This is a genomic window from Tepidibacillus infernus (genome assembly GCF_048898065.1).
GTDB classification, from domain to species: Bacteria; Bacillota; Bacilli; order Tepidibacillales; family Tepidibacillaceae; genus Tepidibacillus_B; species Tepidibacillus_B infernus.
Genome location: NZ_JBLWFI010000001.1, coordinates 2,218,078 through 2,238,779, shown reverse-complemented (window position 1 = coordinate 2,238,779; position 20,702 = coordinate 2,218,078). Strand labels below are relative to the sequence as shown.

24 protein-coding genes are annotated in these 20,702 nt (G+C 38.4%); all 24 read left to right on the top strand.

Going from position 1 to position 20,702, the window contains the following annotated elements; genetic code table 11:
- The first annotated feature begins 42 nt into the window (after positions 1-42).
- The 24 genes from fba to atpB all read left to right on the top strand — a co-directional run bounded on the left by fba (position 43) and on the right by atpB (position 20,637).
- Positions 43-897, top strand: a complete 855-nt coding sequence (fba, locus tag TEPIDINF_RS11200) for a class II fructose-1,6-bisphosphate aldolase (RefSeq protein ID WP_068726683.1) — start codon at positions 43-45, stop codon at positions 895-897.
- A gap of 25 nt (positions 898-922) precedes the next feature.
- Positions 923-1,567: a fructose-6-phosphate aldolase gene (fsa, locus tag TEPIDINF_RS11195; RefSeq protein WP_068726680.1), complete on the top strand. Its 645-nt coding sequence runs from the start codon at positions 923-925 to the stop codon at positions 1,565-1,567.
- Positions 1,568-1,727: 160 nt separating this feature from the next.
- Positions 1,728-2,990 carry a UDP-N-acetylglucosamine 1-carboxyvinyltransferase gene (locus TEPIDINF_RS11190; protein WP_421692009.1) on the top strand — a complete coding sequence of 421 codons (1,263 nt, stop codon included), beginning with the start codon at positions 1,728-1,730 and terminating at the stop codon, positions 2,988-2,990.
- Positions 2,991-3,078: 88 nt separating this feature from the next.
- The gene (gene glpX, locus TEPIDINF_RS11185) at positions 3,079-4,041 is read left to right on the top strand and encodes a class II fructose-bisphosphatase (RefSeq protein ID WP_068726675.1); all 963 of its coding nucleotides are present in this window, start codon (positions 3,079-3,081) and stop codon (positions 4,039-4,041) included.
- A gap of 84 nt (positions 4,042-4,125) precedes the next feature.
- On the top strand, positions 4,126-5,379 hold the full coding sequence (rho, locus tag TEPIDINF_RS11180) for a transcription termination factor Rho (protein WP_069798882.1): 1,254 nt from the start codon (positions 4,126-4,128) through the stop codon (positions 5,377-5,379).
- 177 nt (positions 5,380-5,556) lie between these two features.
- Positions 5,557-5,757 (top strand): 50S ribosomal protein L31, encoded by a 201-nt coding sequence (rpmE, locus tag TEPIDINF_RS11175; protein ID WP_068726671.1) that lies wholly within the window; start codon positions 5,557-5,559, stop codon positions 5,755-5,757.
- A gap of 238 nt (positions 5,758-5,995) precedes the next feature.
- A complete protein-coding gene (locus TEPIDINF_RS11170; RefSeq protein ID WP_421692008.1) occupies positions 5,996-6,586 on the top strand; it encodes a thymidine kinase in 591 nt (196 codons plus the stop codon).
- A gap of 58 nt (positions 6,587-6,644) precedes the next feature.
- Entirely contained in the window at positions 6,645-7,271 is a 627-nt protein-coding gene (locus TEPIDINF_RS11165) for a YhcN/YlaJ family sporulation lipoprotein (RefSeq protein ID WP_068726666.1), read from the top strand.
- A gap of 132 nt (positions 7,272-7,403) precedes the next feature.
- Positions 7,404-8,480: a peptide chain release factor 1 gene (prfA, locus tag TEPIDINF_RS11160; protein ID WP_068726664.1), complete on the top strand. Its 1,077-nt coding sequence runs from the start codon at positions 7,404-7,406 to the stop codon at positions 8,478-8,480.
- Positions 8,477-9,358, top strand: coding sequence for a peptide chain release factor N(5)-glutamine methyltransferase (gene prmC / locus TEPIDINF_RS11155; protein ID WP_421692007.1), 882 nt, complete (start codon positions 8,477-8,479; stop codon positions 9,356-9,358). Before prfA ends, prmC begins: the two co-directional genes overlap by 4 nt.
- Before the next feature lie 128 nt (positions 9,359-9,486).
- Entirely contained in the window at positions 9,487-10,134 is a 648-nt protein-coding gene (gene spoIIR / locus TEPIDINF_RS11150; RefSeq protein ID WP_069798888.1) for a stage II sporulation protein R, read from the top strand.
- Between the two features lie 232 nt (positions 10,135-10,366).
- Complete coding sequence (locus TEPIDINF_RS11145) at positions 10,367-11,425, top strand: L-threonylcarbamoyladenylate synthase (protein WP_421692006.1); 1,059 nt, start codon at positions 10,367-10,369, stop codon at positions 11,423-11,425.
- 55 nt (positions 11,426-11,480) lie between these two features.
- Positions 11,481-12,038: a manganese efflux pump MntP gene (locus TEPIDINF_RS11140; protein WP_068727673.1), complete on the top strand. Its 558-nt coding sequence runs from the start codon at positions 11,481-11,483 to the stop codon at positions 12,036-12,038.
- Positions 12,039-12,040: 2 nt separating this feature from the next.
- Positions 12,041-12,781, top strand: a complete 741-nt coding sequence (locus TEPIDINF_RS11135) for a ZIP family metal transporter (RefSeq protein WP_421692005.1) — start codon at positions 12,041-12,043, stop codon at positions 12,779-12,781.
- A 20-nt stretch (positions 12,782-12,801) separates the two neighbouring features.
- On the top strand, positions 12,802-13,233 hold the full coding sequence (locus TEPIDINF_RS11130; RefSeq protein ID WP_068726657.1) for a low molecular weight protein arginine phosphatase: 432 nt from the start codon (positions 12,802-12,804) through the stop codon (positions 13,231-13,233).
- A gap of 112 nt (positions 13,234-13,345) precedes the next feature.
- Positions 13,346-14,647: a methyl-accepting chemotaxis protein gene (locus TEPIDINF_RS11125; RefSeq protein ID WP_069798312.1), complete on the top strand. Its 1,302-nt coding sequence runs from the start codon at positions 13,346-13,348 to the stop codon at positions 14,645-14,647.
- Positions 14,648-14,838: 191 nt separating this feature from the next.
- Positions 14,839-15,288, top strand: a complete 450-nt coding sequence (gene rpiB, locus TEPIDINF_RS11120; RefSeq protein WP_068727672.1) for a ribose 5-phosphate isomerase B — start codon at positions 14,839-14,841, stop codon at positions 15,286-15,288.
- Between the two features lie 6 nt (positions 15,289-15,294).
- A complete protein-coding gene (locus TEPIDINF_RS11115; RefSeq protein WP_068726653.1) occupies positions 15,295-15,858 on the top strand; it encodes a TIGR01440 family protein in 564 nt (187 codons plus the stop codon).
- A 23-nt stretch (positions 15,859-15,881) separates the two neighbouring features.
- Positions 15,882-17,123 (top strand): serine hydroxymethyltransferase, encoded by a 1,242-nt coding sequence (locus TEPIDINF_RS11110; protein ID WP_421692004.1) that lies wholly within the window; start codon positions 15,882-15,884, stop codon positions 17,121-17,123.
- A gap of 28 nt (positions 17,124-17,151) precedes the next feature.
- Positions 17,152-17,781 carry a uracil phosphoribosyltransferase gene (gene upp, locus TEPIDINF_RS11105; RefSeq protein ID WP_069798318.1) on the top strand — a complete coding sequence of 210 codons (630 nt, stop codon included), beginning with the start codon at positions 17,152-17,154 and terminating at the stop codon, positions 17,779-17,781.
- 31 nt (positions 17,782-17,812) lie between these two features.
- Positions 17,813-18,994 (top strand): non-hydrolyzing UDP-N-acetylglucosamine 2-epimerase, encoded by a 1,182-nt coding sequence (gene wecB / locus TEPIDINF_RS11100; protein ID WP_421692003.1) that lies wholly within the window; start codon positions 17,813-17,815, stop codon positions 18,992-18,994.
- A gap of 209 nt (positions 18,995-19,203) precedes the next feature.
- On the top strand, positions 19,204-19,434 hold the full coding sequence (locus TEPIDINF_RS11095) for an AtpZ/AtpI family protein (RefSeq protein ID WP_069798327.1): 231 nt from the start codon (positions 19,204-19,206) through the stop codon (positions 19,432-19,434).
- A 2-nt stretch (positions 19,435-19,436) separates the two neighbouring features.
- On the top strand, positions 19,437-19,859 hold the full coding sequence (locus tag TEPIDINF_RS11090) for an ATP synthase subunit I (protein ID WP_068726641.1): 423 nt from the start codon (positions 19,437-19,439) through the stop codon (positions 19,857-19,859).
- Positions 19,860-19,863: 4 nt separating this feature from the next.
- On the top strand, positions 19,864-20,637 hold the full coding sequence (gene atpB, locus TEPIDINF_RS11085; protein WP_069798329.1) for a F0F1 ATP synthase subunit A: 774 nt from the start codon (positions 19,864-19,866) through the stop codon (positions 20,635-20,637).
- Positions 20,638-20,702: the final 65 nt, after the last annotated feature.

The window sequence follows — 20,702 nt, the reverse complement described above, 5'->3', positions numbered from 1 at the left end:
GAATATACATATCTAATTATTGTTTTTGAAAGGAGACTAGTTATGCCATTAGTATCAATGACAGAAATGTTACAGAAAGCAAAGGCTGGCAAATATGCCGTTGGCCAATTTAACATGAATAACCTGGAATTTACTCAGGCAATTATTGAAGCAGCAGTAGAAGAAAACTCTCCTGTAATCTTAGGCGTGAGTGAAGGGGCTGCTCGCTATATGGGGTTGGAATATACAGTAGCGATGGCAAAGGCTGCTGCTGAAACTGCGAATATTCCAATTGCTTTACATTTAGATCATGGTAGCAGTTTTGAAGTAGCTATGAAGTTCATTCGTGCTGGATTTTCCTCTGTGATGTTTGATGGATCCCATCATCCATTTGAAGAGAATATTACTTTAACAAAGAAAGTAGTAGAAGCAGCCCATGCAATGGGAGTATCTGTTGAAGGTGAACTTGGAACCATTGGCGGGGTTGAAGACGACCTTTCTGTTGAAGAAGAAGATGCAAAACTAGCTAAGCCTGAAGAAGCAATCGAGTTTTATAAACAGACAGGTGTAGATGCGCTTGCGATTGCTGTAGGTAGTGCTCACGGCATGTATAAAGGCGTACCTAAAATCCACCACGATATTATTGAAGCTGTAAGCAAGCAAATTGATATACCGCTTGTACTTCATGGAGGATCAGGTATTCCTGATGAGGATATTACGAAAGCCATTGCTGCAGGAATTGGTAAAATTAACGTGAATACAGAAAACCAAGTTGCTTTAACTAATACCATTAGAGAAATCTTTGCAAAAGATGCTAAGGTATATGATCCACGTAAATATTTAGGACCAGGCCGCGAAGCAATGAAGGAAGTCGTTCGCGGAAAGATTCGTTTATTTGGAAGCAATGGTAAAGCCTAAACGATAAAAAGGGGTTGGCACCATTATGAAATTTTTTATAGATACAGCCAATATTGAGGAGATTCGTAAAGCAAGTGAGTGGGGTATTCTATCTGGTGTAACAACAAACCCTTCTTTAATTGCTAAAGAAGGAAGAGATTTTATTGAAGTTATCAAAGAGATTACCTCCATTGTTGATGGGCCTATCAGCGCTGAAGTGATTGGGCTAAAAACTGATGAAATGGTGAAAGAAGGAGAACAGCTCGCTTCTTTACATAAGAATATTGTAATTAAAATTCCGATGACTGTTGAAGGCCTTAAAGCAGTACACGCTTTAAAACAAAAAAATATCAAGACGAATGTAACGTTGATTTTCTCTGCAAACCAAGCTTTAATGGCAGCAAGAGCAGGAGCAAGTTATGTTTCTCCTTTTGCAGGTAGATTAGATGATATTGGTTATGATGGAATCTCGCTGATTGAGGATATTCATCAAATTTTTGCTTATCATGGGATTGAGACAGAGATTATTGCTGCAAGTATTCGACACCCTATGCATGTAACTCAATCTGCAAAAGCAGGTTCTGATATCGCAACTGTTCCATATAAAGTGCTAGAGCAAATGATCAAGCATCCCTTAACAGATATCGGGATTGAAAAATTCCTCGCAGATTGGAATAAGGCTCAAAAATAGCAAATCGATATGGGCTTGTATTTTACCCTGTTGTAAAATACAAGCTTTAATTTTAATATTATAGTGGAACCCCGCAAAAGTAATCGGAATATGCTTCGTTGGAAGTCGTCACTTTTGTGGGCTATCTTATCGACTTCTTTTACGTTAGGGGAGAAAACTTTTGGAAACATTGATGATTAAAGGGGGAGACCATTTATCAGGGACAGTAACGATTAGTGGCGCAAAAAATAGTGCTGTTGCTTTAATTCCAGCTGCCATTTTAGCAAATTCCCCAGTGACGATTGAAAACCTACCAGATATTCGCGATATACATATTCTTATGCAAATCCTGTCTGAACTTGGTGCAATGATAGAATATCATCATGGGACAATGAGAATCGACCCTACTCAAATGAAGCCTAAACCAATGCCAAATGGTAAGATAAAGGAACTAAGAGCCTCATATTATTTAATGGGTGCCCTATTAGGAAAGTTTGGTGAAGCAACGATTGGTTTGCCTGGGGGCTGTCATTTAGGCCCAAGACCGATTGATCAGCATATAAAAGGCTTTGAAAGTTTAGGAGCGAAGGTGATTCAAGAATCTGGGTCTTTATATTTGAAAGCGGACTTATTAGTTGGTAATCGAATCTTTTTAGATGTGGTAAGTGTAGGTGCAACGATAAATATTATGTTGGCGGCGTCTAGAGCAAAAGGGCAAACCATTATTGAGAATGCTGCAAAAGAGCCTGAGATTATCGATATTGCTACCATTCTAACCTCAATGGGTGCAAAAATCACCGGTGTAGGAACAGATATTATAAAAATCCAAGGTGTTGAAGAATTAAAAGGGTGTAGGCATTCAATTATACCTGATCGAATCGAAGCTGGTACCTATATGATTATCGCTGCGGCAACAGCGGGAGATATTACAGTAGACAATGTGATTCCAAAACATTTAGAAGCATTAACAGCAAAGCTAAAAGAAATGGGAGCCATTGTTCAAGAAAAGGACGATTCCATTCGTGTTTTAGGTCAATCTTATTACCGACCTGTAGACATAAAAACCCTTCCCTATCCTGGATTCCCTACTGATTTGCAACAACCTCTTACCTCCTTATTAACGCGTGCAGAAGGAACAAGTGTGGTCACTGACAATATTTATACTTCAAGATTTCGTCATGTCGATGAACTAATTAGAATGGGAGCAGATATTAAGGTAGAAGGTAGAACAGCAGTTGTAAAAGGGGTCAATGATCTTCAAGGAACAAAAGTAAAAGCGACAGATCTAAGAGCAGGGGCCTCCTTAGTGATTGCAGGGCTAATGGCTGAAGGGATTACAGAGATAAGTGATGTATATCATATTGATCGAGGGTATGAAAAACTAGTAGAAAAGTTACATGCTTTAGGAGCAAATATTTGGAGAGTAAAAGATGAACGGTTCTAAGAAAAGAAATGAAACCCCGCAAAAGTAATCGGAGTATGCTGCGAAGGAACTCTTCACTTTTGTGGGCTACAATTAGGGGGAGAAGAATATGGAGAGGAGTTTAACATTAGAATTAGTTCGGGTGACTGAAGCAGCAGCATTGGCTGCAGCAAGGTGGATGGGGCAAGGGTTAAAAAATGAGGTGGATGATGCCGGAACATCGGCAATGAGAAGGGTCTTTGATACCGTACCAATGCAAGGAACCGTTGTGATTGGTGAGGGGGAAATGGATGAGGCGCCAATGCTCTACATTGGTGAAAAATTAGGAACAGGATATGGCCCTGAAGTAGATGTAGCTGTTGATCCGATTGAAGGAACCAATATTGTTGCAAGAGGGTTATGGAATGCTTTAGCAGTAGTCGCGATCGCTGATAAAGGCAACCTTTTACATGCACCAGATATGTATATGGAGAAGATTGCTGTTGGTCCTAGAGTAGCGGGAAAAATCAATATAAATGCAAGTGTGAAAGAGAACTTAGAAATTGTAGCGAGAGAACTAAACAAAGATATCTCTGAAGTAACAGCCGTGGTGTTGGATCGAGAACGCCACCAAGAATTAATCCAACAAATCCGCTCTGCTGGAGCAAGGATCAAATTGATAAGTGATGGTGATGTAGCAGCGGCAATCAATACAGCTTTTGAAGATACAGGTGTGGATATCCTATTAGGTTCTGGTGGAGCACCAGAAGGGGTATTAGCAGCTGTGGCCCTAAAATGTTTAGGAGGAGAGATTCAAGGTAAGTTACTCCCGCAAAATGAGCAAGAAAGGGAGCGATGTAAGGAAATGAGGATCGATCCAAATCATATCCTAAAAATGGAAGATCTAGTAAAAGGTGATGACGCCATTTTTGCAGCTACAGGTGTAACGGATGGTGAACTTTTAAAGGGAGTTCGTTTTCATGGAAGTATCGCTACAACCCAATCGATTGTCATGCGGGCGAAGACAGGAACAGTAAGAATTATTGATGGAACCCATCGACTTGAGAAAAAACCAAACTTACTGATTAAATAAAGCAATGTATAAACAATTGAAATTGGAGAAAAATAATATAATGTTTTCATTTTAATACAATAGATAAAGAAGGTGTTCAACGGAATGGATTTAAATATATCAATGTTAGAAACGATGAAGCTAACAGAGCTTTATAAGTTAGCAAAAGAGTTTCAAATTCCTTATTATGGGAAAATGAAAAAAAACGAACTTATTTTTTCCATTTTAAAAGCGCAGGCAGAAAAAGCAGGACTCATGTTTATGGAAGGTGTATTGGAAATCTTACCAGATGGATATGGCTTTCTAAGACCTGTCAATTATTTACCTAGTGACGAAGATATTTATATTTCCGCTTCACAAATTCGCAGGTTTGATTTGCGAACAGGGGATTTAGTCTCTGGTAAGGCTAGACCGCCAAAGGAAAATGAAAGATATTTTGGTTTATTGTATGTAGAAGCGGTAAACGGAATGGATCCTGAAATTGCTTCTGAACGATTACATTTTGCTTCTCTCACACCTATTTTCCCTCAGAAAAAAATTGTCTTGGAAACTGCTCCAAGCAACCTCTCTACTCGAATCATGGATTTATTCACTCCAGTTGGATTAGGTCAACGGGGATTGATCGTAGCCCCACCAAAGGCAGGTAAAACCGTCCTTTTAAAAGAGATTGCTAATTCGATTAGTGAAAACTATCCTGATATCCATTTGATGGTATTACTCATAGATGAAAGACCTGAAGAAGTGACTGATATGGAAAGATCAGTGAAAGGGGAAATTATTAGCTCAACATTTGATGAATTACCAGAAAATCATATTAAGGTTGCAGAACTAGTTTTAGAACGAGCACAGAGGTTAGTTGAAGCAAAAAAGGACGTCGTAATTCTAATGGACAGTATTACAAGGTTAGCAAGGGCTTATAACTTAGTCATTCCACCAAGTGGTCGGACATTATCAGGAGGTATAGACCCAGCAGCTTTCCATAGGCCAAAACGTTTTTTTGGAGCAGCGAGAAACATTGAAGAAGGCGGTAGTTTGACCATCCTTGCTACAGCATTAGTGGAGACAGGTTCTAGAATGGATGACGTGATTTATGAAGAATTTAAGGGAACTGGAAATATGGAACTTCATTTGGACCGCAAATTAGCCAATCGAAGAATTTTTCCTGCCATCGACATTACCCGTTCAGGAACAAGAAGAGAAGATTTACTTTTGACAAAAGAAGAGTTAGAAAAGCTATGGTTAATTCGAAAATCAATGACAGAGGGTCAAGAATTTGTTGAGTTATTCCTGAAAAAATTAAAGGAAAGTAAGACAAATCAAGAATTTATCGCTTCTATTGATCCGAAAAAAGGTCTATAATCCCACCTCTTTCCTCTATGAACCGGTAGTTTGTATATTCCAAAAGCAGCGACTTTTGGGAGTGTATTTCTGCGCAAACTTAAACCTTGCATCTTTATTTTTACTTATGTTATAATTTTTCTATGTGTGTGATAACTCTGATTCGCAAATGAATCAGGGCAGAAAGAGGTGAACGTAATGAAACAAGGAATTCATCCAGATTACAAAATTACAAAAGTAACATGTGCATGTGGTAATACTTTTGAAACTGGATCAGTTAAAGAAAATCTACGCGTTGAGATTTGTTCTGAATGCCATCCATTTTTCACTGGAAAACAAAAATTTGTTGATGCGGGTGGTCGTGTAGATAAATTTAAGAAGAAATACAACATTAAATAAATTAAGTTTGTATATTCCAACGCGCTCCGTTGTTCGCGGTTTTCCATGATTAAAGAAGAACGAGGGAAAACTCGCTCTCAAAAGTCGTTGCTTTTGGAATATACAAACCCCTAATGATAAGGGGGAGGAAAGTTACACTTTCCTTAATATTAAAAATAAACAGGCAGGCGATCGCTTGCCTGTTTTTCTCTAATAATATACATTTCATATTTGTAATAGCTTGGGGGGAGGGAGAAACATGGCGCAACTTTTTTTTAGATATGGGGCAATGAATGCTTCAAAAACGATTCAGCTCTTAACCGTTGCTCACAATTACGAACAATCTGGGAAAAAAGCAACGGTTTTTACTCCAGCGATTGATGATCGATATGGAGTGGGGAAAGTTACCTCAAGAGTAGGTATCAGCAGAGAGGCTGTTCCTGTTTACGATGATACCGATATCTTCAAAATGGTGGATAACGAAGAAATAAAACCAGACTGTGTATTGGTAGACGAAGGGCAATTTCTCAAACCTTATCACGTCACTCAACTAACCCATATTGTGGATCAATTAAACATACCTGTGATTGTTTATGGTTTGTTAAAAAATTTTAAAAATGAATTATTTGAAGGTAGCCAACAATTGCTTTGTGAAGCGGATAAAATTGAAGAAATTAAAACCGTTTGTGTTTATTGTAATAAAAAAGCAACTCACATCCTAAAATTTAAAGATGGACAACCTGTTTATTCCGGCGAAGCCATTGAAATTGGTGGAAATGAAACATATCGCAGTGTTTGTCGCAGACATTATTACCATCCGCCGCTAGAAAAAGATGAGTCTTTGGAATAATTAAGCAAAATGTTTTTGCCTCATATCGGGAAATATAATTCCTGAGGAGGTGACGCATTTGCGTACAAAAAAATTCAAGCTATTGGTATTAGCCAGCCTTTTAGTGTTAGGATTAACGGCATGTAATGTAGATAATGATAATAGACCATTAACGAGAGGTTACAATCAGCCGAATATGTTAGATGGAAATGATGGTCGTAAGGTGAATCCATATACTTATGATGGCATTACACCTTATCGAAACGTCACTCCATATAACCGTTATGATGGTACTTATGGTGCTTATAATTACAATCCATACGGTCCTAACAATGTTGGCCCTTACGGCTTCCGTGCTAACCAGTTCCGTAACAATGCAAACGATGATGCAGACAGAATGGCGGAAACGGCAGCAAGAGTTAATGGAGTTGAAGATGCAACGGTTGTTATTGCTGGCGGGAATGCCTATGTAGGATTGGATTTAGAAGATCGAATTCAATCTACCGAAGCTAACCGTGTCGAACGAAATGTGTATAATGCTCTAAAGAGATTATACCCCCGTTATAACATCCGTATTACTTCTGATGCTGATCTATTTGGGCGACTACGTGACATAGGCGATGGCATTAGAGGTGGGACTGCCGTTGATCGTTTCCAAACAGACTTTCGTGATTTTGACAACCGTTTTAGAACCTACAGAAGATAGTACGCCTCGTTTCAAAGAACACCTTTTTAGCTTAGGCTAAAAGGGTGTTCTTTATTTCTTGCTTATAACGAGCAATTCCGATATAATTTTAACGTTATACATTAGTTTTTATTCCAAATTGGGGTGAGTGAAATGTTCGGACGGTTACAAGAATTAGAAGACCGTTATAATCAATTGACGGAATTGTTAATGGACCCGGAAGTCCTTAATGATCCCAAAAAACTAAGAGAATATTCAAAGGAACAATCCGGATTAGAAGAAACGGTTCAAGCATATAAAGAATATAAACAAGTCGTTAAAGAACATCAAGATGCAAAAGCGATGTTAGAAGAAAAACTTGATGCAGAGATGCGTGAAATGGTCAAAATGGAATTAGATGAATTAGAGGAAAAAAAGAAAGCGCTAGAAGAACAGCTAAGAATTCTTCTCCTTCCAAAAGATCCTAATGATGAGAAAAACGTTATTGTAGAAATTAGAGGGGCTGCTGGTGGTGATGAGGCTGCCTTATTTGCTGGTGATCTTTTCCGCATGTATACACGCTTTGCAGAAAGACAAGGATGGAAAACAGAAGTAATGGATGCCAATTATACAGGGATTGGTGGGTTCAAAGAAGTTATTTTTATGATTACTGGAAAAGGTGCTTATAGTAAATTAAAATATGAAAGTGGTGCCCACCGTGTGCAACGTGTACCTGAAACAGAATCAGGTGGACGTATCCATACTTCTACCGCAACAGTTGCTGTATTACCTGAGGCAGAAGATGTAGAAGTAGAGATTCATGAAAAAGATATTCGCGTCGATGTCTTCTGTTCAAGTGGTCCTGGTGGACAAAGCGTAAATACCACTCAATCAGCGGTTCGCTTAACCCATATCCCCACTGGAATCGTGGTATCCATGCAGGATGAAAAATCCCAAATTAAAAATAAGGAAAAAGCGATGAAAGTATTAAGAGCTAGAATTTATGAAAAACAATTAGAGGAAGAACAGGCTAAACTAGCAGAAACAAGAAAAAGTGCAGTAGGAACAGGAGATCGAAGTGAACGGATTCGAACCTATAACTTCCCCCAAAGTCGTGTAACAGATCATCGTATCGGCCTTACTTTACACAAATTAGATAGCGTACTTGATGGTGATTTGGAGGAAATTATCTCAGCGCTTCACGTACAAGCGCAAGCGGACTTATTAAAACATACGGAGCAATCAGAATGAGAAACATGACAATAAAGGAAGCCCATTCTTGGGCTTCCTCCTTTTTAAGACAACATCATATCGATCAAGCCCCTTTAGAAGCAGAGGTTTTGATTAGAAACTTGTTTCAATGGAATCGAAGCCAACTGTTTCTCCAATGGAATCAACCCTTCCCAATCGAGAAATGGGAACCATTAAAGCAATGGCTTGATCAGAGAATCCACCATATTCCACTGCAATATATCGTAGGTGAGCAAGAATTTTATGGTAGACCTTTTTCGGTTAATCCCAATGTACTGATTCCTCGTCCTGAAACAGAACTGTTGCTTGAACATCTTATCCATGAAGCAGATCAAATATGGCAAGATCAGCCGATTACCGTAGTAGATGTAGGTACAGGCAGTGGGGCAATTGCGATTACATTAGCACTGGAAAAGCCAAATTGGCATGTTCATACAGTAGATATTTCTAACGCCGCTTTAAAAACGGCAAAGAAAAATGCCATAAAGTTGGAAGCCCAAGTAACCTTTCATCATGGAGATTTGCTAAATCCAATCTTAGAATCGAAAATGAAGGTAGATTTAATCGTATCAAATCCGCCTTATATTCCTACGAAGGATCTTGATGATTTAATGCCAGAAGTGAAAAATAATGAGCCGATGTTAGCCTTAGATGGTGGAGAAGATGGCCTACAATTTTATCGTCAAATCCTTCAACAAGCCGCAAAAGTATTGAATCGACCAGGTTTGATTGCATTTGAAATTGGAATTGATCAATCAGAACCAATCGTTGAATTGCTTCAGCAAAAAGGCTCAAAATGGAAGCTACAAATAGAATATATAAAGGTAATCCCTGATTTTCAAGATATTCCTAGGATTATCATTGCTAAGATCACCTAAAATAAACCTTTTTCAATCATGGAAAACCGCGAACAACGGAGCGCGTTGGAATATAGAAACTTACACGTTTAACCTTTCCCTATTCTGTCCATAATGAGGATAAATAGAGAGACGAGAGGGGAAACGTGATGAAAAAGCTATTATATTTTATTTTTATATTTTCTGTTCTTTTGATGAGTTGGGATATCCAAAAACAAGAAATGGCGATTGCTGCACCACAGGAATCAGCCACTATACCTGATCAAGCCATTCGTTTACGGATCATAGCAAACAGTGATTCGCCTGAAGACCAATGGTTAAAACGGAAAATCAGGGATGAAATTGTTGCACAACTTGATCCTTATGCGACAAAAGTTAAAACAATTGAAGAAGCAAGAGCAGTTATCAAGGAGCATTTACCAGCATTTCAAGAATTGGTAGAAAAGACGATAAAGGACAATGGATTTAATTATTCAGAACCACCAAAGGTTGAGCTTGGCATCGTTCCATTTCCTACAAAAATGTATGGTCAAACCGTTTATCCTGCTGGTGAGTATGAGGCACTCCGAATTACTCTAGGTGCTGGTAAGGGGCAAAATTGGTGGTGTGTTTTATTTCCTCCACTATGTTTTGTTGACATATCCACAGGGGATGCTGTTGATGTGGTTAAAAATACAACAGTAGACAAGACACAGCAATCTATTGTCCAATTAAATGATCCTGAAGAAGTAGAAGTGAGATTTTTCCTCTTTGATATGCTACTTAAACTCTTTTCCTTTATCAAATCGATATTTTAAAAGATCTATTTCAAGCTTCGAGCAATAGAATTGTTCGAAGTTTTTTTACTAAATCATAAACCATCTATCATCATTATGAAGAGTTATTAACATACTTATTAACAGGTTATTCACAAACTGTGCATAACTTGTCAATAGATTATTTTGACAGGTGCAATATTTTTTTGTTTAATAAGAAGAGAATCTAAGTCACAATTACATTTTAAAACGAAACAGGTTAGGAGCAAATAGGATGCTTGAAACAAAAACGAAGATTTGGAATGTGGATAAATTTGTGGATGAATGTCATCCTGATATCATAGAAGTAGCCAAGCGTTTAAGGGAGGGAGAAGTGATCGCTTTTCCTACAGAAACAGTATATGGCCTTGGCGCAAATGCCTTAGATACAGAAGCAGTAAAAAAAATCTTTGCAGCAAAAGGGCGTCCTAGTGATAATCCACTAATCGTCCATATTGCCAGCTATAAACAGCTAGAGCAGCTTGTTGAAGATGTGGATAAACGCAGCAAAAGACTAATGGATCAGTTTTGGCCAGGACCTTTAACCATTATTTTCAAACGAAAAGATGGAATATCCCCATTAGTTACAGCTGGACTTCCCACTGTGGCGGTTAGAATGCCTAATCATCCTGTAGCCCTTGCAGTTATTAAGGCAGCAGATCTACCGATTGCAGCGCCTAGTGCTAATCGCTCTGGAAAACCTAGTCCGACGACTGCAGATCATGTTTGGCATGATTTACAGGGTAGAATCGAAGGAATTGTCGATGGTGGGGCAACAGGTGTAGGCTTAGAATCTACAGTCATTGATCTAACTGAGGAAATTCCAACAGTCTTAAGGCCTGGTGGTATAACCATTGAAGAATTAGAAGCCGTTCTTGGTGTTGTGTCCTTAGACCCTGCACTTATTAAAGAAGAAGAAAAACCAAAATCACCGGGAATGAAATATACCCATTATGCTCCAACAGGAGAGATGTGGATCGTTCGTGGGAAGGAACAAGCGGTTATAGATAAAATCAATCAACTGGCTAATCAAATGATTAATGAAGGGAAAAAAGTAGGCGTATTAACGCTCCGCGAGCATGAAAAAGAGATTTTAAAAGCTGACTTGGTTTTAGGTTATGGTTCCAAAAATAATCTACACCCTTTAGCAGTACATCTATATGATGCGTTGCGAACATTTGATCAACAAAAGATCGATTATATATTAGTTGAGGGTGTGGGGGAAGCGGGAATTGGTCTAGCTATTATGAATCGAATAAAAAAAGCAGCAGGTGGAAAAATGATTGACGTATAAAGAGACAACCCCTTGCATAATGTTGGATAGACAAGGTTATGGAGGGGATGTTGCTATGGAATGGATGACAAACCTAGGGCAAATTATGGCACTTCTTATGATAGGCATTGCTCTAGGAATGGATGCCTTTTCTTTAGGAATCGGTATTGGAATGCAAAAATTATCTTGGGCTCAAATCAGCAAGATTAGTATCACCATAGGTATTTTTCATATATTGATGCCACTCATTGGAATGGTGTTCGGGCACTTTCTTTCCACCTTTATAGGGGACATTGCTACTTGGGTTGGAGGAATCATTTTAGTGATGCTTGGTGCGAATATGCTTTGGTCGTCATTTTTAAGCAATAAAGCGCATGTTTTAGACCAAACAGTAGGAATCGGGTTATTTTTACTCGCTTTTAGTGTTAGTATTGATGCTTTATCTGTCGGTCTATCCTTAGGGCTTTTTTCTGCAGATTTTTTATTTGTTGTTTTATTGTTTGGTATCATAGGTGGAGCAATGACTGCCTTAGGCTTAACATTAGGGGATAAGATTGGCGATTGGCTCGGGGATTATGGAGAAGCACTTGGTGGTATCATTCTGCTCGTCTTTGGCATTAAATTTTTGGTGTAGCCATGGAACAAATCATTTTGATTAGCCTATTGTCAGGTCTTGCCACCGGAATAGGTGGTTTAATAGTTCTTTGGTTTGGACGTCCTGATTCAAGAGTGTTGGGATTTTATCTAGGTATTTCTACCGGCATGATGGGAATGGTTGTTTTTGTTGATTTACTTCCAGCCTCATTCACTTATGGGAACATAAAATATACCTGGATTGGTCTTTTGATTGGCATTCTTATTATGTCTTTAGTTGATTGGTTTATTGCCAAATTTCTACCCTTGTCCAATCATCTAAATCAAATAGCAGAAGAACGATATTATCGACAGCTGGCCATTTTTTTCACCCTTGCGATTGCTTTGCATAATTTACCTGAAGGTGTAGCAATTGGGGCGGGATTTGAAACACAAGAAAAGTTAGGCATTCGCGTCGCCCTAGTCATCGCTTTGCACAATATTCCCGAAGGGTTAGGAGTAGCTTCAACCCTGATGTTAAGTAAACTTCGCTCATTGACTATTTTTTTAATTCCACTTTCAACAGGTTTATTTATTCCTTTAGGTACATGGATCAGTATCCTCATCGGCGAGATGGTACCCTATTGGATTTCTATTGGACTTAGTGTGGCTGCTGGTGCAATGGGGTATTTAGTCGTTAAAGATATAGGACCAGAAAGCATGAAGTTACATCGTTTATTGGGGCAATTTGGAATGGGGATCGGGATTCTCATTATGTATATTGTCTATCAATTAAATCATTGAAGAGAAGGATGGTTTTAGTCATGAATGTATTATTTGTATGTACAGGCAACACATGTCGAAGCCCAATGGCAGAGAAAATTTTAAAAAAAATAGCTACAGATGAAGGGTTGGAACTAGCTGTAAAATCAGCTGGAATTTTGGCGATTGAAGATCTCCCTGCATCTGAGCATGCAAGAACCGTCATGCAGGAATATGGTGTAGAAGACGACCACAGTGCAAAAAAAGTAACAAGGAAATTATTAAAATGGGCAGACCTTGTGTTTACCATGACAGAAGGACATAAACAGGTATTAGTAGAGCAATACCCTGAGTTTATCGAAAAAATAAAAATGCTTAAAGAATCCGGAGATATTTCCGATCCATTTGGGAACGATTTGGAAGTTTACCGAGAAACAGCCAAAGAGATTGAAGCAGCCATTCGAACATTTTTGGATAGAAGAAAAATCCTATAATCACAAAAAAAATTAGGGAATATGAAGGAGTAGCCACCTTCTTAGCGAATACTTACTTAGCTAGTGGAATTTGGCAATAAAAAAGACTTTTAATCAAAAGGTTGGTGAGGAAATGGAAAAAGGGGAAAATAAGTTTAAATTTAGTTTAACCAAAAAATTTGTTACAGGCATTTCGATGCTATCTTTCATTACATATGGGACAAGTGCATTTTTCATCATTGTTTTAAAAGACGCGATTCTTAATCGAATGCCTTTTTTAACATTTGAACTTTTTGTTATTCTTACTTTGATTTTAGGTGTAGTATGGACAATCTTTTTTGGCTATGTCGCTTCTAGAATTCTAACGAAACCGTTGATCGAACTGGAACAATCAGCAAGAATTGCAGCAACAGGTGATTTAAGTAGAGATGTGAAGGTCGTTAAATCTGATGATGAATTAAGAGCATTGGGAATTGCCTTTAACCAAATGTTAACAAATCTACGAATGATGGTACGTGATATCAATGGAAATTTTGAACTTACCAATAATAATGTAGATGAATTAATCCTTGCATCTGAACAATCGGCCAACTCAGCAGAAAATATTTCTCGAACGATTGAAGAGATTGCTAAAGGAGCAGAGCGGCAAGCAATTGCAACCAATGCGACAGTAGAATCATTGACTCAAATCAATCGCTTATCAGAAGAAGTCAAGCAAAAAGCCAACCAAACTAAAAACCATTCCCACTACATGGAACAAGTCATCAAAGAAAGCATTGAAGTCGTCCATTCATTAGTAGAAGGACTACATCATATTGCAAACGCCAACCAAGAATCGATTGATTTAGTAAAAAGGCTAGAAAAAAACGCTGGAGAAATTAGTACCATTACCGAAGTGGTAGGAAATATAGCGGAGCAAACCAATCTGTTAGCCTTAAATGCCTCCATAGAAGCGGCAAGAGCCGGTGAACATGGACGGGGATTTGCTGTTGTAGCCAATGAGGTAAGGAAACTAGCAGACCAAAGTACAAAAGCAGTTCAAAATATTAGTTCTATTATTGGACAAATGCAACAAGAAGTACATAACGTGGTAAGGAAAATCTCTGAACAAGTAGAGCTAGCAACCTCAGAATCGAATCGGGGAGAAAAAACAAAACAATCTCTTGCTAGCATTGGTGAATCTGTGAACCAAGTAGTGTTCTCTATTGAAGAGATTACTAAACTGATCGAAAAACAATTCCAACATATTCAGGAAACATTGTCAGAGGCTCAAAATATGGCAGCGGTTGCTGAAGAAACTTCGGCAGGAGCACAGCAAGTGGCAGCGACAACCGAAGAGCAAACGGCGGCAATGGAAGAAATCGCTGCAACAGTTCAACAATTAAGAGATTCCGCATATCATTTAAAAGAATTAATAGAAAAGTTTCGTGTCTAAGAGAGGGGTTTAAACCCACTCTTTTTTAAAATAAGAAAGTATAACTTTCTTCCACTTTTCATTTAAGGGATTGTATATTCCGTTGGAATATACAAACCTTTTTTTAATGGAGAAGATGGAGTCTTCTTCTGCAATATGTTAAAATTGTTTGGGTAATAATATGGAGAATGATGAAGATGGAGGGAAAAGAAATGAAGGTGGCAATCGCATCAGACCATGGTGGGTACGAATTAAAAGAACATATCAAAATGATCATGGATGATATGGGTATTGAGTATGAAGATCTGGGTACAGACAGTGTTGAATCTGTAGATTATCCAGACTATGCATTGCCAGTAGCCCACAAAGTGGCGAAAGGAGAAGTAGATCGGGGTATTTTAATTTGCGGAACAGGGATTGGCATGTCGATCGCCGCAAACAAAGTAGAAGGCATTCGTGCAGCTTTAGTTCATGATTGCTATTCAGCAAGAGTTACAAGGCAACATAATGATTCAAACATATTGTGTTTAGGAGGCCGAACCACTGGTTTCAATGTTGCAGAAGATATTGCACGAATTTGGTTACAAGAACAATTTGAAGGCGGTCGCCACGAGAGAAGAGTGCAGAAGATCATGCAAATTGAGAATCGCTTAAAGGACTGATTTTGGATGGATACCATTGAGCTTCAATCCCAAGTTAGAGCAGTTTTAGAGGATTTGATCCAATCTTTCCCTTTAAACCACAAACAAATTCTAGTGTTAGGTGTTAGTACAAGTGAGGTATTGGGTCAGCATATTGGTTCAGCAGGTAGTGAAGAAGTAGCAAAGGCTATTTATACAGAAGTAGCCAAAGCAAAAGAACAACATGGTTTTCATCTAGCTTTCCAAGGATGCGAACATATCAATCGGGCATTAGTCGTTGAAAAAGAAACAGCTGAACAGTTTGGCTTAGAAGTCGTTACAGTAGTTCCAGTGCGAAAAGCAGGAGGCGCAATGGCAACCTATGCCTTTCAGCAAATGAAGGATCCTGTTGTAGTAGAATTTATAAAAGCAGATGCAGGGATAGATATTGGTGATACTTTGATTGGTATGCATCTAAAACATGTCGCTGTCCCTGTCCGTTCCAAAGTAAAGAAAATTGGTGAAGCACATGTGAATATGGCCAAAACAAGACCAAAACTAATCGGTGGGGCAAGGGCACAATACAATATAGATATGAGATGTGAGAAGTGAGAATTGAAAGAGGGGAGACAGTTATGGAAAGGTTAAAAGTGCAAGATCCACAAATAGCAGAAGCTATACAATTAGAAATCAATCGTCAAAGGTCTAAAATAGAATTGATTGCGTCGGAAAACTTCGTAAGTGAGGCAGTTTTAGAGGCGTTAGGTTCTGTCATGACTAACAAGTATGCTGAAGGATATCCTAACAAACGCTATTATGGCGGTTGTGAATATGTAGATATTGTTGAGGATTTAGCTAGAGAGCGAGCAAAGCAATTGTTTGCAGCAGAACATGCTAACGTCCAACCCCATTCTGGTGCTCAAGCGAATATGGCTGTTTATTTTTCTGTTTTAAATCCTGGAGATACTGTTTTAGGAATGAATTTAAGCCATGGTGGTCATTTAACACATGGTAGTCCTGTTAATTTTTCTGGAATCCTTTATCATTTTGTTTCCTATGGTGTCGATCCTGAAACAGAACAAATCGATTATGAAGAAGTGCGTAAGCTGGCTAAGGAACATCAACCTAAATTGATTGTTGCTGGTGCTAGTGCCTACCCAAGGATCATCGATTTTGCCAAAATGAGGGAGATTGCAGATGAGGTAGGAGCGCTTTTGATGGTAGATATGGCGCATATCGCTGGATTGGTAGCAACGGGTTTGCATCCAAATCCTGTACCATATGCTGATTTTGTAACGACAACGACACATAAAACCTTAAGAGGCCCAAGGGGTGGAATGGTTTTATGTAAAGCAGAATATGCAAAAGTTTTAGATAAAACGGTCTTCCCAGGTATGCAAGGTGGTCCTTTGATGCACGTGATTGCGGCAAAGGCTGTTGCATTAGGTGAAGCTTTACAACCTGAATTTAAAGAGTATGCAACAAAAGTAGTCGAAAACAGCAAACATTTAGCCCAAAGTTTAATTGATCGAGGATTTAAATTAGTATCTGGCGGAACTGACAACCATCTGATCCTTGTCAATCTAACCGAAATGGATATTACTGGAAAAGAAGCAGAACATCTTCTTGATGAGATTGGAATTACATGTAATAAAAATGCCATTCCTTTCGATCCTACCAGTCCATTTATTACCAGTGGAATTCGCATTGGCACAGCTGCTGTCACGACTAGGGGAATGGATAAAGCAGCAATGGAGGAAATCGCTGAGATTATCAGCATGACATTAAAGAATCCAACAGATGAAGCAGTCCATCAACAAGCAAAAGAGAAAGTTGTCGAATTAGTGAAACGATTCCCTCTATACAAAGATCTATAAAAAAGAAGAAAATCAAAGGAGTAGTAACATGTCCAAATTATATGTTTTTGATCATCCCTTAATTCAACATAAATTGACTTACATACGTGATAAAAATACTGGAACAAAGGAATTTAGGGAGTTAGTAGATGAAGTGGCCACACTGATGGCTTACGAAATTACCCGTAATCTACCATTAGAAGAAGTTACGATCGAAACGCCTGTAAGCCTTGCAAAAACAAAGGTAGTTGCAGGGAAAAAAATTGGGCTTGTACCTATCTTGCGTGCTGGATTAGGAATGGTAGATGGCATCTTAAAAATTATCCCTGCTGCAAAAGTAGGTCATGTTGGCCTTTATCGTGATCCAGAAACATTAAAGCCTGTGGAATATTATTTAAAATTACCTTCAGATATTGCTGAACGCGACCTTATTGTGATCGACCCCATGTTGGCAACTGGTGGTTCTGCATCAGCAGCCATTCAATTGCTTAAAGAAAAAGGTGCACAAAATATTAAATTGATGTGCTTAATTGCTGCTCCAGAAGGAATTAATCAGGTTCAACAAGACCATGATGATGTAGATATCTATGTAGCAGCCGTTGATGAGAAATTAAATGACCATGGCTATATCGTTCCAGGATTAGGAGATGCAGGGGATCGACTTTTTGGAACAAAGTAGAAGCTTTGCAAAGTAAAAGGGGATTTCAATCGTGAAAAAAGTAAAAGTAATGACCATATTTGGGACAAGGCCAGAGGCGATTAAAATGGCGCCTTTAGTCAAAACATTGCAACAAAAAAACGAGCAATTCGAATGTATTGTCACTGTAACAGCCCAACATCGACAAATGTTAGATCAGGTATTAGACGTTTTCCAAATCGCTCCTGATTACGACTTGAACATCATGCAACAAAGGCAAACCTTGACAGGCATTACAGTAAGGGCATTACAAGGTTTGGAAGAAGTGATGATGAAAGAAAAGCCAGATCTCGTTTTAGTACATGGGGATACAAGCACGACCTTTGTTGGCAGTTTGGCTGCTTTCTACCAACAAATACCTGTTGGCCATGTGGAGGCAGGTTTAAGGACAGGGAATAAATACTCTCCATTCCCAGAAGAAATGAATCGACAACTTACAGGGGTATTGGCAGATCTCCATTTTGCACCAACAGATTGGTCTGCAGAGAATTTGCGAAGAGAAAATAAAATAGAGAATAACATCTATATCACAGGAAATACCGTTATTGATGCCTTTAAAACAACGGTTCAAAAAGAATATCAACATCCTGTTTTAGAGAAAATAGGCAGTAAAAAAATGGTACTCATAACAGCGCATCGTCGAGAAAACCTTGGAGAACCGATGGAACGAATTTTTAGAGCAATTCGTCGCTTGGTTGATACCCATCCAGAGATAGCGGTTGTTTACCCTGTACACCTTAATCCTGTTGTAAAAGAGTTGGCAATCAAGATATTAGGGCATCACGATCGAATTCATTTAATCGATCCACTTGATGTCATCGACTTTCATAATTTTGAGGCGCGAGCACACCTCATCCTTTCAGATTCAGGGGGAGTTCAAGAAGAGGCACCCTCTTTCGGTGTACCCGTATTGGTTTTGCGTGATACCACAGAACGGCCTGAAGGAATTGAAGCAGGAACGTTAAAATTAGTAGGGACAGAAGAAGAGGAGATTTATGCTCAAGCCCATCAGCTATTATCTAATAAAGAGGCATATGAGCAAATGTCAAGGGCAGCAAATCCATATGGTGATGGACAAGCTTCAGAAAGGATAGCTGAAGCGATTCTATACCATTTTGGTCAACAAAAAGACCGTCCCATCCCATTCCAACAAATATACATCGATCCAAGATTTCCCTATCATTGTTATGATTGACAAAGAAAGGGCCATATTGTACGATAACCTTGTTAATATCCATTTAGATCTTTAAATAAAACTTCACAAAATTTAGAGATTATTATTCATTGTAAAAATTTCTTGAACATTTAAAAAAGTCTTTGGTATACTGTTTAAGGCGAATGATTTTAACAATGGATACATACAAAAATCTCTTTTTTTTTGAAAGGTTTGTGAGTGGTAGCACAATGACACAGAACCAAGATCCAAAAAATCAAAATCCTTGGCGGGCATTAGCCGTTGTTAGTGTGATTGGTGTTAACGCTGCCATATTTCTTCTTGTCGGACTATGGATTGGTAAAAAAGTTGACCTATATTTACATACATCTCCGGTTTTTTTAATCATTGGTATGATTGTGGGGATCATATTTGGAATCTGGTCTGTCATTGGTTTAATTAAGCCCTTTTTAGGAGACTAGCAATGGGACATCCTTCTATGAGTGATTTTAAGGCAAGAATCATTAGAATTGTTCGCTATACTCTCATTCTACTAAGTTTATTTATGATTGGTGTGATTACGCCTTATTCAGCTATTTTCTTAGGATTAGCGCTAGGATTAGCAGTAGGCTTATTAAATCTGTTACATACTGCTTGGAAAGTGAATCGAATTGGCGAAATTGCAATTAAAGTAAAAGCACAAACAAGAAAAAGACCAATGTTTGTAGGGATGTTTACAAGATTTGCAACCTCGATTTTAGCGATCATGCTAGTTTTTCAATATCCTGAACAGTTGCATCTAGTTTCCACGGTCATCGGTTTGTTCCTTATACAAATCGTCACTATCGTGGATGGAATAATAAATAGCATAAGAGAGAAAAACAAAATATCCACAGGAAAGGGGTGAGAATATGGGTCATGAACAACCATTGTGGGCGCCTGAGTCGCTACCTTGGTTAACATTTAATCTATCGACATCATTGATGACCATTGTGACCTTTATTATTGTTCTGGTACTTGCCATTGCAGGGACAAGACGTTTAACGTCTGATACGCCTTCAGGACTACAAAATGTTCTTGAATGGATCGTAGACTTTGTACATGGCATCATTGGAAGTACGATGGACCTGAAAAAAGGTGCTGGCTTTATTTATTTAGGGCTTACACTAATCCTATTTATTTTTATAGGAAACTTGCTAGGTTTGCCGCTAAATTTCATTACAATTCATGATCAACCATTTAGTCTCTTTGGTATGGATATCGTAACTGAAGAGATGATCAAAGAATCAGCGCATCACGAGGTTGAACTAGCATGGTGGAAATCCCCTACTGCGGATGCAAGTGTCACCTTAGCGATGTCACTCTCTATCATTATTTTAACTCACATTATCAGTGTAAAATTTGTTGGAATCAAAAATTACATCAAACATTATTTTGAGCCCCATTTTTTATTTTTCCCACTTCATATCATTGAAGAGTTTGCAAAAACACTAACCTTAGGTTTCCGTCTATTTGGAAACATTTTTGCTGGTGAAGTTCTAATTGGGGTTATTCTCATGATGGGTTTTGCTGGAGTTGTTCCTTTGGTGATATGGCAAGGATTTAGTGTCTTTGTTGGTGCGATCCAAGCTTACGTCTTTACGATCTTAAGCATGGTGTATATTTCCCAAAAAATTCACCATTAATTCAACAGACGCTCACAAAGGTTACTATTAACAACGTTTCTTTAATAAAAAAAGTTTTAAAAAAT